General features: G+C 68.0%; 9 protein-coding genes and 1 pseudogene. 3 read left to right on the top strand and 7 right to left on the bottom strand.

Annotated features, from left to right (window positions below):
• The first annotated feature begins 364 nt into the window (after window positions 1-364).
• On the top strand, window positions 365-937 hold the full coding sequence (locus tag AC3YNX_RS16450) for a hypothetical protein (protein ID WP_489996168.1): 573 nt from the start codon (window positions 365-367) through the stop codon (window positions 935-937).
• 284 nt (window positions 938-1221) lie between these two features.
• Window positions 1222-1311 (top strand): annotated as a pseudogene (locus AC3YNX_RS16445) (integrase core domain-containing protein); the annotation flags it as partial.
• Window positions 1312-1323: 12 nt separating this feature from the next.
• Here AC3YNX_RS16445 and AC3YNX_RS16440 read toward each other — a convergent pair.
• The 6 genes from AC3YNX_RS16440 to AC3YNX_RS16415 form a co-directional block, all read right to left on the bottom strand.
• The gene (locus tag AC3YNX_RS16440) at window positions 1324-2358 is read right to left on the bottom strand and encodes a serine/threonine-protein kinase (protein ID WP_489996167.1); all 1035 of its coding nucleotides are present in this window, start codon (window positions 2356-2358) and stop codon (window positions 1324-1326) included.
• 5 nt (window positions 2359-2363) lie between these two features.
• Entirely contained in the window at window positions 2364-2813 is a 450-nt protein-coding gene (locus AC3YNX_RS16435) for a hypothetical protein (protein ID WP_489996166.1), read from the bottom strand.
• Window positions 2814-2925: 112 nt separating this feature from the next.
• The gene (locus AC3YNX_RS16430) at window positions 2926-6054 is read right to left on the bottom strand and encodes a type I restriction endonuclease subunit R (protein ID WP_489996165.1); all 3129 of its coding nucleotides are present in this window, start codon (window positions 6052-6054) and stop codon (window positions 2926-2928) included.
• A complete protein-coding gene (locus AC3YNX_RS16425; RefSeq protein WP_489996164.1) occupies window positions 6054-7301 on the bottom strand; it encodes a restriction endonuclease subunit S in 1248 nt (415 codons plus the stop codon). The genes AC3YNX_RS16430 and AC3YNX_RS16425 overlap by 1 nt, the downstream gene beginning before the upstream one ends.
• The gene (locus tag AC3YNX_RS16420) at window positions 7294-9042 is read right to left on the bottom strand and encodes a type I restriction-modification system subunit M (RefSeq protein WP_489996163.1); all 1749 of its coding nucleotides are present in this window, start codon (window positions 9040-9042) and stop codon (window positions 7294-7296) included. Before AC3YNX_RS16420 ends, AC3YNX_RS16425 begins: the two co-directional genes overlap by 8 nt.
• Window positions 9043-9596: 554 nt before the next feature.
• Complete coding sequence (locus AC3YNX_RS16415) at window positions 9597-10181, bottom strand: TetR family transcriptional regulator (RefSeq protein ID WP_489982819.1); 585 nt, start codon at window positions 10179-10181, stop codon at window positions 9597-9599.
• Between the two features lie 150 nt (window positions 10182-10331).
• On the opposite strand from AC3YNX_RS16415, the gene AC3YNX_RS16410 reads away from it, so the two are divergent.
• A complete protein-coding gene (locus AC3YNX_RS16410; protein ID WP_127783523.1) occupies window positions 10332-11885 on the top strand; it encodes an MFS transporter in 1554 nt (517 codons plus the stop codon).
• A gap of 39 nt (window positions 11886-11924) precedes the next feature.
• Here the strand turns inward: AC3YNX_RS16410 and AC3YNX_RS16405 are convergent, their stop codons facing one another.
• On the bottom strand, window positions 11925-15803 hold the full coding sequence (locus tag AC3YNX_RS16405) for an nSTAND1 domain-containing NTPase (RefSeq protein WP_489996162.1): 3879 nt from the start codon (window positions 15801-15803) through the stop codon (window positions 11925-11927).
• Window positions 15804-15956: the final 153 nt, after the last annotated feature.

Raw genomic sequence — 15956 nt, 5'->3', positions numbered from 1 at the left:
CCAAGTCGAAGTCTCCGCCGGGTGCCCACCATCGACCAGCACGGTGTGGGCAGTGCCCCGCGGGCATGCGAGCGGCCTCATGCCTCAACCAGCCCGACGTGAGGTGCTTGCGCGGACTGGAAAGGTCCGGACTGTACGAGTCATGCGAACACCACCCGCTCCGCACACACGGGGTCCACCCACAGCCTCCGCCTCATTGATCCGCGACGAGGAACGCTTGCCCAGACCGCAACCATCCGGGCCGTACGAGCGATGGGTACACCACCCTCCCCCCACACGGGTCTCTTCCAGCACCACCTACCCCGCGCACGCGGGACCACCACCACTTCCCCCCAGACACCGCGAAGAGATAAGGAACCTTTCCATGCCCTACCCCATGTCTACGAACCCGGAGAAGACAGCCCTGGGAGCTCAGTCCGACGGACAGTCGGTCTGCTCAACGAACCACACCTGCGCAAACGCCGTCGGGGCCACCGACAGCCCGGTAGGGATGTGGTTGAGCGACCGGGCGGCCCGTATGGGCCGTATCCGACTCGACGAACAAGTCCGCACGGAACTGCACCTGCACGGCGCCCTTCTACGGGAGGAACTAGCCAATCAACGGTGGACGCTCACGGAGCTTCACGCTCTTGCCTCCACCACCCAAGGAGTAATCCTCGACGCAGGTGTACCAATCGGTGGGTTGAACGTACTGGCCGTCGGACTCCTGAACTCGTTTGACGACAGCGAGGTAGGCGCCGTACTCACCTACGGAGAAGTCTTCGTACAGAAGGTGAAGGCCCTCGGTCCGTCAGCCGATCATGCGTTGACAGACGCCCTGAGCCGGTGGTGGTCGAGGATCGACCGCGAGCACAGTGTCGCGGGGTGGGCGGCCGTCGGCGTGGTCGTCGTTGACGAGGCCGACAACTCAATGATGCAGGCAGTCCCGGGCGACTGATGTTGATGCGAGGAGGGACCTCCGGGTTAGGTCTGGGGGACGCCAAGCACCCGCACTGACTCAGGAGGTCCCTCATGGTCCACAGCAGTGCGCCCCTGACCGAGAAGGGTCGGCTGCGGCTGGCAATCTGGGTGCTTCTTCGCCGGCCACGGCATCACCGTCGAGGCCCTGCCACTCTCGGTGAGCACACGGTCGGCAAGCTCGAACGACTTAAACCGCATCCTGCTCGAGAAACGGGCCTAAAACGGCTTCACACCTCCGAGAAGACACGCTGAGCCGCCCTCTCAGACTGGCGGCGCCACTACAACCACCACCGACCCCACACCGCCCTGGGCAACCTCCCAGCCATCACCGTCTCCGGGCAGTACACCTAGGCCGGAGTCGACCTAGCCTCCCTGAACGGCGATACGTTGCAGCACACCCGCCGCGGCCCCCAGGGCGCTGTCTCGGTCTGAATACCGGCCTCCGGCTGACCTTACGGATCGGAAGGTCTTGCCCGACAGTCTCCTCTCGACCCGGAAGTCCCATGCGCTGCCCTTCGCCGCGGTAATTGCTGCCCGCCAGGACTTCGAGCCATCCAGGCTCTCCCCTTCCCAGGCAAGGTCTGTCGCGGCCGGGACCGACGCGCTCCAAGAGACGGATGGCCTTGCCGCTTCGACGGCGTGGCGCATCTCCCTAGCCGACTCGAACCGCTTCCCTGGATCAAGGTGCATCGCTCGTCGAGCGACTCGGCGGAGGGCTTCGTGAACATGGATCTCGAATGTGTTGCGTGGCGGGAGGGCACCGGAGGTAATTGCGTCTCGTAGATCGTCCGGGGCGGCTCGAGAAGCGCCGAGAAAGCTATCCCCGTTCAAGAGCCGATACAACGTCACGCCCATGGCGTAGATGTCTCCGGCACAGGTGTCGATGTAGCCGGGATGAGGAAGCACCTCCGGCGGCAGGTGGGGAATGTAGCCGATGGGCGCCTGTGCAGCCTGGTTGCTCTGGCACGCGAGCCCGAAGTCCGAGACCTTCACCTGCCCGGTTGGCCCCACCATGAGGTTCGCCGGCTTGAGATCCCGATGCAGCATGCCCCGGGTGTGTAAGTACTCCAGCCCGCGACAGGCGTCCTCGATTGCCGAAGTGGCGACCGCAACCGCCAGCGGCCGGCTGCCGTACTTGTCCGTGACGCTGCCGTCCGGCAGGTACTCCATCCGTAGGACGGGAGTGCCGCCCTCGACGTCGGCCGAGAAGACCTGAACCACGTGGTCATGCTCCGCGCTGAGCATGCTGCGGGCCTCAGCGAACGGGTCCAGGGGGCCATTCACGGAACCTGGTCCGTTGAGGTACTTAGTCGCGCACAGGCGATCGAGACCGACGTCGCGCTCGAGCCACACCTCGCCAAAGTGGCCCGCGCCGAGAGAGCGGACGCGATGGTACATCCGTGTTACTCCTCAAAGGCGACCAGCGCCGCGGTCACCGGGTCCTGACGGGACTTCGGAGTCGCCGCGACTACGGGGACCGCCAACACCGCCTCCTGGAGGTGCGCACCGTTCTTGGCGGAGAACGCCGACCGCATAGAGACTGCCACGACACGGCGGCACGACACGCCTTCGGCCGCGACGGCCTCCTGAACGACGCCCTCCACCTCGGCCCGAGGCAGAGAGTTGCCCTGGCCGCCCGGCTCCACCGCTCTGAGCACGACTACGTCTACGGCGTACTTCCGTAGCAGTTCATGGATCTCCTTGCGCACCCACACCAACTGCTGACCCCGGCCACCCGCTGGTGCCGTCACGCGCTTCGAGTCCACGACCGTCGCGGTGGCACGATCGTCACCCTCCACGACTGCCCAGTCCAAGGTGTCCTTGCTGCACTTTACCCCGAGCGCCTGCGTCATCCTTGCCTCCCCTCGGTTCCCGCCGCCGAGGCCCAGCGGCACCGAATGTGAGAACGGACTGCCCACGACGGCGGGCCAACCATAGCGGAGGACATCCTCCTTCCGACGAGCGTCACGAACCGGCGAACTCGGCGATCGCCGCCTCGTAGAACGCGTCCGCCAGGGCGAGGATGACCCCGCTGATGCCGGGTCCGTCGCTGAAGAAGTAGTCGGCCATCGTGTTGTGCGCGCCCTGGTTGTCGATGACTGCCTCAGTGACCGCCGACTGGAAGTCCTGGGACTCGATGAACTGCTTCTTGGAGTTCACCTGGGTCTGCTTGATCAGGTCGGGGTAGGCCAGCAGCCGCTGGACGAGGCCTTGGACGAACTCCCGAACCTGGGACTCGGTGAATGCTTCGGCACCGAAGAGGTCGTTCATCTTGTCGATGACGACCTGAAGGGCGACGTACTTCGGCTCCTTCTTGGTGCCAGTGCCGGCGGCACTGATGCCCTTGAGCTGTCCGTCGCCAGTCAGTGAGATGTCGACGGCGACGCCCTTGGTGTGCTTGACCCCGACCAGGACCACGTCAGAGAGATCGACCTCCGCCGCCCACGACGTCTCGTCGATGACCCGCTCCAGTAGGCGCAGGTAGATGGAGAGCATCTGCAGATAGGGGTCGCCGTAGTCGATGATCTGGCTCATGAAGTCGTAGAGCCGCACGTAGGTGGAGACGTCCTTGCGGAACAGGTCGAGCTCGCTGAGGGTGACCTTGTCGTCCTCCTCGAGCGCCCGGGCATAGCGGTGAGCGAAGTCGTGCTGGGCCGGGCTGATCGCTGCGGAGAGTGCGTTGTTGCCCTTGTGGGTGACCCACAGCCCGGCGACCTTGCGGACATCGTCCTCGGTGTAGATACCGGTCTGGGCCAGCTTGGTCGACAGGTGGACCACCACGTAGGGGTCGGTCTCGGTCTCCAGGGTGGCGTTCTTGTAGTACGGCTCGAAGGCGGTTTTGATGTCCTCGGGCTCGTTGACGAAGTCGATGACGAACGTCTTGCGCTTCAGCTCGCCACCGGCGGTGCGGTGGGTGCGGTTGAGCCGCGACAGGGTCTGTACGGCGGCCACGCCCGACAGCTTCTTGTCTACGTACATCGCCGAGAGCAGCGGCTGGTCGAACCCGGTCTGGAACTTGTTGGCGACCAGCATGATCTTGTAGGTCTCGCCCTTGAAGGCCCCCGCCAGGTCGGCTCCGGCACCGGGGTTCATGTTGGCCTCGGTGAAGTCGTCATCCTTGCTGGGGGTTGGGCCCCAGTCGGCTGCCCAGACCTCGTTCTCGTCCATCCGCACCGCGCCGGAGAACGCCACCAGAGTCCGGTAGCTGTAGGAGGCGTCCTCGGCAGAACGCTTGGCGATGTAGGTGTCGATCGCCTTCTTGTACTTCACCGCGGCCTTGCGGGAGTCGGTCACCACCATCGCCTTGGCCTTGCCCTCTAGCAGGTGGGCGACGTTGGCGTGGAAGTGCTCGACGATGATCTGCACCTTCTGGCTGATGTTGGTGGGGTGCAAACGCACCCACCGCATCAGGCCCTTGCGCGCTGCGCCCTCCTCGACATCACCCTCACTGTTGGCGTTGCCGGCGATCTTCAACGCAGTCTCGTAAGCCTGGTAGCCCTTCAGGACGTCGAGGATGTAGCCCTCCTCAATCGCCTGCTTCATCGAGTACAGGTGGAACTCGTGCGGCTTGCCGTCGGAGCCCTTGCGACCGAACAGCTCCAGGGTCTTGTTCTTCGGGGTGGCGGTGAAGGCGAGGTAGGAGATGTTGGGCGACTCCGCCCGGTCCGACATCTCCGCAGCCAGGATCGATTCGACGTCGACCTCGCCGCCGTCCTCGATCTCCTTGAGCTCGTCAGCGGTCAGGACCTGCTTCAGCTTGGAGGAGATCTGCCCGGACTGCGAGGAGTGCGCCTCGTCGGCGATGACGGCGAAGCGCTTGCCCTTCAGTCCGGAGTCGGCCTGAATCTCCTTCAGCGCGTGCGGGAAGGTCTGCACTGTCACCGCGATGATCAGCTCCCCGTTCTTCAACGCGGTGGCCAGCAGGCTGGACTTCGACTTCGCACCGGCCTTGTGGACGTCCTCGGGGCTGATCGTGGCCACGATCTTGCCGGTGCCGTCGATCTGGCGGATCGCGTCCTGAAGCTGCCCGTCGAGGACGGTACGGTCCACCACCACGATGACGGAGTCGAAGACCTTGTCGTTGTCGACGTGCAGCCGGGCGAGGCGGTGCGCGGTCCAGGCGATGGTGTTGGTCTTTCCCGACCCGGCGGAGTGCTCGATCAGGTACCGCTGCCCGACGCCTTCCTCTGCCACCGTCGCCACGACGTTGGTGACCGCCTCCCACTGGTGGAACCGGGGGAACAGCATGCTCGTGCGACGCACCGAGACGCCGGTGGCGACGTCCCACTCCTCCTTGGTCTCAACGATCATCAGCCGACCGATGATGGTGAGCCAGGCGTCCTTCTCCCACACCCGCTCCCAGAGGTACGCCGTGGCCGAATGCCCGTCCGAGCCGGGCGGGTTGCCAGCGCCAGCGTCGTAGCCGACGTTGAACGGCAGGAAGTGGGTCTTCTCCCCCTCCAGCCTGGTGGTCATCGCGGCCAGGTCGTTGGACACCGCGAAGTGCACCAGCGCCCGGTGCCCGAATGACAGCAACGGCTCGGGTCGACCGTTGGTCACCGGATTGCGACTCTTGCGGTACTGCTGGATCGCAGCGTCTAGCGACTGGGTGAAGTGCGTCTTCAGCTCCACCGTCGCCACCGGCAGCCCGTTGACGAAGAACACCAGATCGATGCTGCGCTGGTCGGCGGTGGAGAAGTGTACCTGGCGCATCACCCGCACCCGCATCGCCGCGTAGTGGGCGTTCGTGGTCTCGTTCAGCGTCGTCTCGGGCCTGAACTGGGCCATCTTGAGCCGGCCGCCGCCGATGTACTGTACCCCGTTGCGCAGGATGTTCAACGTGCCGCCGCCGTGCTCCAGCGGCTTGTCCAACGCCGTGGTCAGCACGTCGAGGAACTTCGCCGGCGACCCGGCCGCCTTCAACGCCTTCTCGTAGGCCGTCGGCTGGGTTGCCTCCAGCCACGCGAACAGGTCCTCCGGGAAAAGCGCCCGCTCCCGTTCGTAGCCAGCGTCGCTCGTCGAGTACAGCCATCCGTGGGCCGCAAGGTGTTCGCAGATCTCGGTCTCGAAGACAACCTCGTTGTGGTCGCCCATCACGCCACCTCACGCGCGTCGGTCTGACCCGTCACCGCCGCCGTGATCAACGCCGCTCGTCGCTCCTTCGAGAGCTCGATGAACTGCTCCGTCTCGTTGATGAGCGTGTCAATCTTCGCGGTCTGCTCGTCGAGGTACGCCGCGATGCGGCGCTGTTCATCGAGCGGCGGGAGCGGGATCGGCGTCCGCGCGAGGGTGCCGAGGTTCAGACGACGGAACGTCGCTCCCATGATCTGGTAGTCCCAGTAATCGGCCGTCTGACGTGACAGCAATGCCCACACAACAAACCTGGTGTCTGCCAGTTGCGGCACCAGAGCGACGCGCACTGTGTCCTGCGTCAGGTTCGCCCCCGCCAGGTCATCAGAAACCACAGCGACCTTCCCGTACGCAGGACCGATCGAGACAACGACGTCCCCACCTGCCAGGACCGACCGTCGATACGCGCTCGCAATCTCGCCTGAGGTCGTTCGTAGTGCGTCCCTTTCCGGGGAGGCCCCTTCACCCGTGATGTCCGACGGACCGATGTAGGGAACGCCACCGTCGAGCGGCTCACCCGCTTGAAGGATTCCGTAGGTCATCGGACGCTGGCGGTCAACGAGCCGCCGAAGGTGGGTCCTGTCGTATCCCTCCAGCGCCTCGGCGACCGTCGCGATTCTTCGCTCGCGGAGCATTACGACGAGGCGCTGCTGCTCGTCGATGAGCGTGTCGATGCGGGCAGTCTCGCGGTCGAGGTAAGCGGCGATGGCTCGCTGCTCCTCGTGTGCAGGAAGCAAGAGCGGGAAGTCCAGCAGGTTCTTGTCGCTCAGGGACGGCACAGCCCCTGGATTCACCAGGTAGTCGAACCTGACCTGCGACATGGCCCAGTAAAGAAAGCGCGGGTAAACCTCGCTAGCTGGGGCCAGTCCGGCCATGTTGTTGTCGATGCAGGCTTCGACCGGAAGTACCCGAACCCTCCCAAGCATGAGCGCGGCACCGACCTTCGCGTACACCAGGGTGCCCGCTGGGAAGATCGTGGCGCCCAGAGACTGGGCAGCCTCTTTGGTAATCGAGTCGTCAGCAGTTCCAAGAACGCCGTCAGCGTATGCCTGGCCGAGGTGTTTCACTTTGTAGAAGGGCACGTCGAGGTCGACCTGCCCCTGGAACGAGGGAGGAAAACCTGAACCGGATCCAGTGCGTCCCAACGTGCGGATGCGTCGGAGTCCCCACCCGGGGACTGCGGGTGTCATCCACGGTGCAAGCTCAGTCACCTTCAACCTCCCGCAGCAGGTCGAGGATCTTGGCGACCTGCTTCTCCAGGTCGGCGTCGATCTCTTCGAGTGGCCGGGGTGGGACGTACTTGTAGAAGTGGCGGGTGAACGGGATCTCATAGCCGGCTTTGGTCTTGGTCCAGTCGATCCAGGCGTCCGGTACGTGTGGCTCTACCTCGGTGTCGAAGTGTGCCTGGATGACTTCGACCTTGCCAGCCGCACCGGCGGTGGAGCCGCCGTAGGTGAAGGGAACGTTCTCGGTGTCGCGCTTCTTGCTATCGGCCTTGGGCATGCCCTTGCGGTCGAGGACCGGGTTGCCCGCCTCGTCGAGCAGAGGACGTTCGACGGTGACTGTCCAGTAGCCGAACTCGTCGTTGCGCAACACCTTGGAGTGGTCGGCTTCGGCGTCGGTGAAGTCGGCGTATAGCTGGACCACCTGGGCGCGATCAAGATCGCTGATCTCACGGTTCTTCGAACCGAGGCTCTTGCGCATCTTGGTCCAATACGAGGTGCCGTCGATGAGCTGGACTATCCCCTTGCGGTCCGGGTGCTTGGAGTTGTCCAGGATCCAGATGTAGGTGGCGATCCCAGTGTTGAAGAACATGTTGGTCGGCAGCGCCACGATCGCCTCGACGAGGTCGTTCTCCAGCAGCCACTGGCGGATGTTGGAGGGACCTGAACCGGCGCCTCCGTTGAACAGCGGCGACCCGTTCATGACGATCCCGACCCGGCCGCCGCCGTCCTCGGGTGCCCGCATCTTGTGGGCGAGGTGAAGCAGGAAGAGCATCTGCCCGTCAGAGGTGGCGGGGAGGCCCGGGGCGAACCGTCCGTAGGGACCGGCCTCGTCACGCTCCTTGGTGATGGCCTTGGCGTACTGCTTCCAGTCCACGCCGTAGGGCGGGTTGGACATGCAGAAGTCGAACCTCCGGCCCGCGAAGGCGTCGTCGGTGAGGGTGTTGCCGAAGGCGATGTTGGTGGCATCGTGGCCTTTGGCCAGGAGGTCGGACTTGCAGATCGCGTAGGACTGCGGGTTGTACTCCTGGCCGAAGAGGGTGAGCCGTGCGTCGGGGTTCTGGGCGAGCAGGTGCTCCTCGGCCAGGGAAAGCATGCCGCCTGTGCCGGCGGTGGGGTCGTACAGCGAGCGCACGATACCGGCCTCGGTCAGGGCGGCGTCCTTCTCGGCGAAGAGGAGGTCCACCAGCAGCTTGATCGCGTCGCGCGGCGTGTAGTGGTCCCCCGAGGTCTCGTTCGCGGCCTCGTTGAACTTACGGATGATGTACTCGAACGCGTCGCCCATGTCGGAGTTCGACACCTTGTCCGGGTGCAGATCGATGGCCCCGAACGCCTTGACCACCTCGCGCAGAAGACCCGCCTTCTCCAGGGCGAGGATCTCCTTCTTGAACTCGAAGTAGTCGAACACGTCCACGTCTGCGGAGAACCGGTCGACGTAGTCGGCGAGGTTGTCCGCCAGGCCGTCGGCGTCAGCCAGGAGGTTGGGGAAGGAGTAGTTCGAAGTGTTGTAGAACGACCTCCCGGTGGCCTTATTGACCTCCACCTTCAGCCGGTTCGGGTTGTCGTACTTGGTGGCCAGCTCTCGCACGGTGGCGCGGTCGGGCTCGAGGATGCAGTCGAGGCGCCGCAGGATCGTGAACGGGAGGATCACGGTTCCGTACTGGTTGGGGCGGTAGGGGCCGCGGAGCTGGTCGGCGATCGACCAGATGAAGCTGCCGAGCGTGCTCACAGAGCTCCTCACTACTGACGACAAGTGACGGCAGTACCCCGCCACCGCGGTCAGCTGTCCAGCTCACCGAGCGCGGTGCCGCTTCCCCACCGCGGGCACGGCAATCATGCTCCACTGCAAGAGAATTCGGCTGCACCAGACGTGTGACGGTGTGTCACGAGCGCCCCTGGGTCAGGTGAGTTCGGCCGCTCCGCCGGGTGCGGCATCATCTCGCGCAAGGCCACCATTGGACGGCCATGCCATGACCGTGCCTGGGGGTCTCTGCGCTGCCAGATGGTGGCGTGGGACGCGCGCCTCTGTGACCGCGGGCCGTAATGGCGGCGGGCCTGGACTTTGGGGTGACTGAGCCCTCACCCGCGCCGTGCCGTTGGGGGACAACTGGGGGACAACTGCACGGATTCGTCGCGGATCTGCGCCGGATCTGCACGGGTGGGTATGCTCTGACCTGCATCGCCGCAGGTCAGGCGGTGTTCAGGGACAGGTTCGATCCCCGTCACTCACCCCACACAGAGAAGCCCCTGACCCGCAGCAATTCGGTCAGGGGCTTCTCTCGTTCACCGGGCCGTGCTGGTGCCCCCGTACACCCCACGGGACAGGGTGGTCATGATCGCCTCCACGATCTGGTGCCGCGTCATCTCGCCGGCCTTGGCGGTCTCCCACCCGGCGTAGAGCAAGCCCCAGAAGGCGCGACGCACCCACGCCCGCGACAGGTCCGGGTTCAAGTTCGCCTCCGGGCGGGCCAGCACCTCGTCGATGGCCTCCTCCATCGCGGCCAGCTCCGCGGCGAGGTCGGGATCGGAGTGGATCAGCGGCTCGGCGTAGAGGTACATCAGGATCGAGCCGAGCTCGAAGTGCTCGTCCACGATCCGGCGCAGCACCGCCTCGACGGGGCCGGTGTGCGGGTCGGCCCGCTCGATCGCCTGCCTGCTCTGGTGGACGACGTGGCGGGCCAGGGCGTGGACCAGGTCCGCCCGTTCCGGGAAGTACCGGTGCAGCGTGGTGCGTCCCACTCCCGCAGCGGCGGCCACGTCGGCCAGGGACGCCTGGGCGTCCTGCGCCAGCACCACCACGGCGGCCTCCAGGATGGCCGCGCGCGTGCGCGCCCGGGTACCCGTCTCGGTCTGCTGCCCCGTGCTCATGCCGACAGGGTACTGAGCAGTCCCTTCATGGAGCACTGGTGGACAGAAATGGAACATATATGTTCCAATTGAGGCGTAGGCCGACCTCCGCTGGCCTGCCGCTGCCGGTCAGCGGCAGGCGGCTGCTCCTCAGCATTCGTGAAGGCGTTCATGACTCACCTGACTTCGGCTCCCCGAGCAACCGCCCGCAGCTGGGTTGCGCTGGCCGTGCTGGCCCTGCCGGTGCTGCTGCTGGCCATCGACGCCACCGTGCTGATGTTCGCGCTGCCCGGTATCGCCGCCGACCTGTCGCCCTCGGCCACCGAGCAGCTGTGGATCCTGGACATCTACTCGTTCATGCTCGCCGGGCTGCTGGTCACCATGGGGGCCCTCGGCGACCGGATCGGCCGCAAGAAGCTGCTGCTGATCGGGGCTGTGCTGTTCACCGTCGCCTCGGTGGCCGGTGCCTTCGCCACCAGCCCGCTGCACCTGATCCTCGCCCGAGCCGCGCTCGGCCTCGCCGGGGCGACCATCATGCCGTCCACCCTGTCGCTGATCCGGGCCATCTTCCTGGACCGGGCGCAGCGCCGGCTGGCGATCGCCGTGTGGGCGACCATGGGCAGCCTCGGCGCGGCGGCCGGCCCCGTCGTGGGCGGCTGGCTGCTCGAGCACTTCTGGTGGGGCTCAGCCTTTCTGCTCAACATCCCGGTGATGGTCGTGCTGGTCATCCTCGGACCGATCCTGCTCACCGAGAGCCGGGACCCGAACCCTGGGCGACTGGACCTGCTCAGCGTCGTGCTGTCGCTGGTGGCCATGCTCAGCACCGTGTACGGGCTCAAGACGCTGGCCGCCGGGCACAGCACGAGCACCTCTTTGGCGGCGGTGGTCCTGGGACTGGTGGCCGGAGCGGTGTTCGTGCGTCGACAGCTGCACCTGCCGTCCCCGCTGCTGGACGTGCACCTGTTCCGGGTCCGGGCCTTCCGCGGGGCGGTGGTGGGTGACCTGCTGTCCATCTTCGCCCTGGTGGGGTCGATGTTCGCGCTCACCCAGTACCTGCAGCTGGTCGCCGGGATCGGCCCGATGCAGGCCGGGGTGTGGCTGCTGCCCGCCATGGCGATGGCCGCCGCCGCGGGCTTCCTCGCTGCCACCTTGGTCAAGCGGATCAGCGCCGCGGTGCTGGTCACCCTCGGCCTGGTCGTGGCCGCCGGCGGGTTCGCGGTCCTGTTCACCCTGACGCCCGGCTCCGGGGCGGTACCCGTGGCTGTCGCGATGTGCCTGATCTGTCTGGGCACCGGGGTGGGCATGACCTTGACCAACGACATCATCATGAGCTCGGTGCCGCCCGAGCGCGCCGGTGGAGCCGCCGCCATCTCCGAGACCGCCTACGAGCTGGGCACCGCCCTGGGCACTGCGGTGCTGGGCTCCATCCTGGCCGCCGTCTACCGCACCCACCTGGTCGCCGAGCCCGCGGCCAGCGCCCAGGTCTCCCCGGGTGCCCTGGAGCAGGCCGGCTCCACGATCGCCGAGGCGTTCTCCGTCGCCGCCGAGCTCCCCGCCGCGGCAGGGCAGGCTCTGGTCACGGCGGCCCAGACGGCCTTCACCGACGCGCTGGTCGTCACCAGCGTCCTCGGCGCCGTGATCATGCTGGTCGCTGCCGGCTGGGCCGCGACCACCCTGCGCGGCGTCTCGGCCACCGCCGACCTCACCGAGCGCGCCGACCACTGAGCATCGGGGCCCTGAGCATCAGGGCCCTGGGAGCTCGGGTCAGTCGCACAGCCGCTCGTAGAGCACCCCGGGCAGGTAGCGCTGCCACTCCTGCTCGGTGATGGCCGCTCCCCCGCTGCGACAGACCTGCTCGGCCGCGCTTGCCGGCTCGGTGTGCCACAGCCGCACCACCTTGTCCGGTCCGCTGCCGGCGACCGTTGCGTCGTCGCGGCCGAACTGCGCGTCGTTGACCCGGCCGGGGTACGCGGTCAGGACGGCGTGCTGGGTGGGCTGAGCAGGCTGTGTGGTGTCCCACACCCACAGCGCCCCGCCCCCGAGCCCGGCGGCCAGCCGGTGCCCGGTGGAGCTGAAGGCCAGCGAGTACACCGCCCCGGTCAGCTCGCTGATCCGGGCGAGCTCGCGCGGTCGCTCCGGCTCGGCCACGTTCCACAGCCGGATCGTGCGGTCGGCGCTTCCCGCGGCCAGGGTCGTCCCGTCGGCGCTGAACGCCACCGCCTGCGCGGTGCCGCTGAAGCCGGAGACGGTGGAGACCTCCCGGGGCGACGCCGGGTTGCTGACGTCCCACAGCGTCACCGCGTTGTCCGCGGTCGCGGCGGCCACCAGTCGCCCGGACGGGCTGAACGCGAGTGCCTGTGGGTAGTTGGTGGTGCTCAGCGCGCTGGCCAGACGGATGTTGCCGCGGTCGGTGAGGTCGTAGACGTTCACCACCCGCCCGTCCTGGGCGGCGACCGCGGCGAGCCGACCGTCGGGGCTCAGGGTCACCACCCCCACCAGGCCCTCCACCGCCTGCACCGGTGGACCCACCGGCTGCGGTCGCTCCCGGTCGGTGAGGTCCCAGAACCAGACGCCACCGCTGCTGGTGCCGCCGGCGGCCAGGGTCCCGTCCCGCGACAGCGCGGCCGCGCCAGACAACCGGTTGCCGGCCGCAGGGGTCAGGTCGGGCAGCCGCCGCGCGTGCTGGGGGTCGCGCAGGTCCCACAGGTGCAGCGAGGGGTCGCTGCCGCCGGTGCCCACCAGCACGGTGGCGCCGTCGGCGCTCACCGGGTTGACGAACACCGTGTCCCGCGCCCCGGGGAGCACCGGCCCCGGGATGGGCCAGACCCGGGTGGTCCCGTCGACGTCGGAGGTGACCAGCGAGACGTCACCCTGGCCCGGCCGACCGGGGCTGAACTGCACCGAGGTGATCACCGCCGGACCCGGCAGGGTCTCCAGGAGCTGGTCGGTGCCGGTCTGCCAGATCCGGGTGGTGTCGTCCGAGCTGCCGGCGGCCAGCATGGTTCCGTCGCTGCTGTAGGCGACGTCGTTGACGTAGTTGGTGAACCCGGTCAGCGGCGCCTGCGCCTGGGGCGCCGACGGGTCGGTGACCAGCCACCGCTCCACGGTGCGTCCGGTGGTGGCGGCGGCCAGCGTGCGGCTGTCCGGGCTGAACGCCAGGCCCAGGAAGTGCTTGGCCGAGCCGTCGGGGGCGACCTCGTGCCGGGGCCGCTCCAGGGCCGCGACGTCGGTGGCGTCCCAGATCCGCAGTGACGACTCCCGGCCCCCGGTGGCCAGCAGCCGACCGTCGGGGCTGAAGGCGACCACCGTGCGTCCGCCTCCCGGCTGCGGCAGCGGCGCGAGCGCCACCGGGTTCGCGGAGTCGCGCAGGTCCCAGCGCAGCAGCACGGCGGTGGCGGTCCCCCCGACCAGGTGCTGCCCGTCCGGGCTGAACTGCAGGCTCTCCAGCACCTGCTCCTCCCCCGTCAGGGTGGCGACCCTCCGCGGGGAGGCGGGGGTGGAGACGTCCCACAGGGAGGTGCCGCCGCCACCGCCCACGCTCAGCAGCCGGCGGTCGGGGCTGAGCGCTAGCGCGAACAGCGGGGTGGCCACCTCCACCGCCCGCAGCTCACCCAGCCGGGTGGGCGCCGCCGGGGACGCCGCCAGGGCGAAGAGGCGGACGACGCCGTCGGCGCTCGCGCTGGCCAGCAGCGAGCCGTCGGCGCTCACCGCGGACACCGTCCCACCGCCAGGCCCCAGCACCCGCGACGGCGTGTGCGACGCGGTGGAGTCCAGCAGCGCCGAGCGCGCCTCCAGGGTGGGGCTGACCCGGAACGCCGCCAGCGCGAGCTGTGCCGACAGCGCCGGGTCCTTGTCCCGCATGCCCACCGACGCGGTGGCGACCTGTCGGGACGTTGCCTCGTCCCTGGCGTGCTCGGCCGCCGTCCGTTGCTGGTTGGCACTGGTGCGCGCCACCATCGCGGTGGTCGCCGCCACCATGGCGACGACGAAGAGCACGGCCAGGCCGCTGACCAGCCACCGCAGCACGGTGACCCGTCGGCGGTCGCGCTGCTCCTGCTCCGCGGCGTGCGCGGTGCTCGCGGCGAGGAAGGCCCGCTCCAGCTCGGTGAGGTCGGCGTGGTGGTCGCCCGTCTCCACCCAGTCCCCCAGCACCGTCAGCCGACTGCCGCTGAGCAGCGCACCCGTCTCCCGGCCACTGTCCTGCCACAGCTGCGCGGCCTGCACCAGCTGGCGCTGCAGGATCAGGCCGGCGCGGTCGGCATCCACCCACTCGCGCAGCCGGCCCCAGGCCCGCAGCAGGGCCTCGTGGGACACCTCCACGTACTCCGCGTCGACGGTGAGCAACCGCCGCCGCGCGAACTGGTTCACCACCGTCCGCACGTCCTCGTCGTCGCCCACCGAGAGCTCGGTGCGCCGCGCGCGTCGCTTGGCCTCGCTGTCCTCGGCGACGCTGATCAACCGGAGGAAGATGCGCCTGGCCGCGACCTGCTGGCGCGGGGTGAGCTCGCCGAAGGCCACCTCGGCGCTCTGCTGGACGGCTCCGCCGATGCCGCCGGTTGCTCCGTAGTCGGCTGCCGTCAGGGACCGCTGCAGCTCCGCCGCACCCCGGGGCGATCGCCCCTGCGGCCATCGCGCCTGGGCCCGCGTCCAGGTGCTGAGCAGCGCGTGCGACAGCAGGGGCAGCGATCCGGCGGCCATGGCGGGCCGCGGGTCGATGTCGTGCATCAGCAGCTCCACCAGCGCGTCCTCCACCACGGTTCCGGCCTTGGTGGCGGGAGCAGTGATGATGCTGCGCAGCTCGTCCTTGGCCATGGGTCCGACCACGAGCGGTCCGGCCGCCAGGACCGGAACCAGGGTGGGCTCGGACGCGGCCGAGGCGTAGAAGTCGGCGCGCAGCCCCAGGACCACCACCAGGTGCTCGGGGAGGTCGACAATGGCGTGCAGGAACTGCGCGCGCAGATCCGCATCAGCGCACAGGGTCCACAGCTCCTCACACTGGTCCACGACCAGGACTCGGCGCTCCGTGCCGGCGTGGTCAAGAATGGCGTCGAGTGCCGCCACCGGCTGTGCGCCCGGGGTGATCACAATGGCGGAGGACACCTGTGGGGAGAGCTCTCCGGAATTGACCTTGGCGACGAGTCCCGCCCGCAGCAGCGACGACTTTCCCGATCCCGACGGGCCGATCACCGTGACGACGCGGGGCGTGCCCTGCTCGGCGGCGTGGCGCACCCGATCGACGAGCTGCTCGGTCAGGGTCTCGCGCCCGAAGAACCAGGCCGCGTCAGCCTCCTGGAACGCCTCGAGCCCCCGGTAGGGCGAGGCCGTGCTGCTCGACCGTGGACCGTGGTCCTGCCGGGCTCGGGCGATGGCCTCGTGCCAGGCCTGGTGCGCCGACTCCGCCACCACTCCGCAGGCGACGAGCACTGCGGTGAACATCCCGAGACTGGCCTTGGTCGGGACGTGCTGTCCGGAGCTCCATCCGGCGATCGTCCCCTGCGGAACGCCGGAGATTCCGGCCACCGCGCGCACGCTGAGTCCGGTTTGCTCACGCAACGCAGTTAATGCTGCGGCCAGCTCGTCCTTGGTGCGTATTGCTGCCGGATCGGGGCCCTGCGTCAGCGCGTCATCCACCCGTGTCGTCACGAGGCGGCACTCTATCGCCGCAGGTCAGGGGATTTCGGTGTATTGACTATGTATCGCCTTGGTCTCGTCCGTGCCCGTGCGGTACGCGGTCGGTCACGATGAGTTCGCTGCCATCGCAGCACGGGTCGGGGCCCGTTCCTCCACCGGAAGGCT

It is taken from the genome of Rhodococcus sp. Z13_19A, assembly GCF_058133575.1.
Note: the sequence above shows the minus strand (reverse complement) of the source record. Positions and strands in the feature narration are given on the sequence as shown.

Excerpts from the sequence above, each read along its gene's own strand:
- AC3YNX_RS16450 (WP_489996168.1), top strand. The coding sequence starts at position 365 with ATGCCCTACCCCATGTCTACGAACCCGGAGAAGACAGCCCTGGGAGCT.
- AC3YNX_RS16440 (WP_489996167.1), bottom strand. The coding sequence starts at position 2,358 with ATGTACCATCGCGTCCGCTCTCTCGGCGCGGGCCACTTTGGCGAGGTG.
- AC3YNX_RS16435 (WP_489996166.1), bottom strand. The coding sequence starts at position 2,813 with ATGACGCAGGCGCTCGGGGTAAAGTGCAGCAAGGACACCTTGGACTGG.
- AC3YNX_RS16430 (WP_489996165.1), bottom strand. The coding sequence starts at position 6,054 with ATGGGCGACCACAACGAGGTTGTCTTCGAGACCGAGATCTGCGAACAC.
- AC3YNX_RS16415 (WP_489982819.1), bottom strand. The coding sequence starts at position 10,181 with ATGAGCACGGGGCAGCAGACCGAGACGGGTACCCGGGCGCGCACGCGC.
- AC3YNX_RS16410 (WP_127783523.1), top strand. The coding sequence starts at position 10,332 with ATGACTCACCTGACTTCGGCTCCCCGAGCAACCGCCCGCAGCTGGGTT.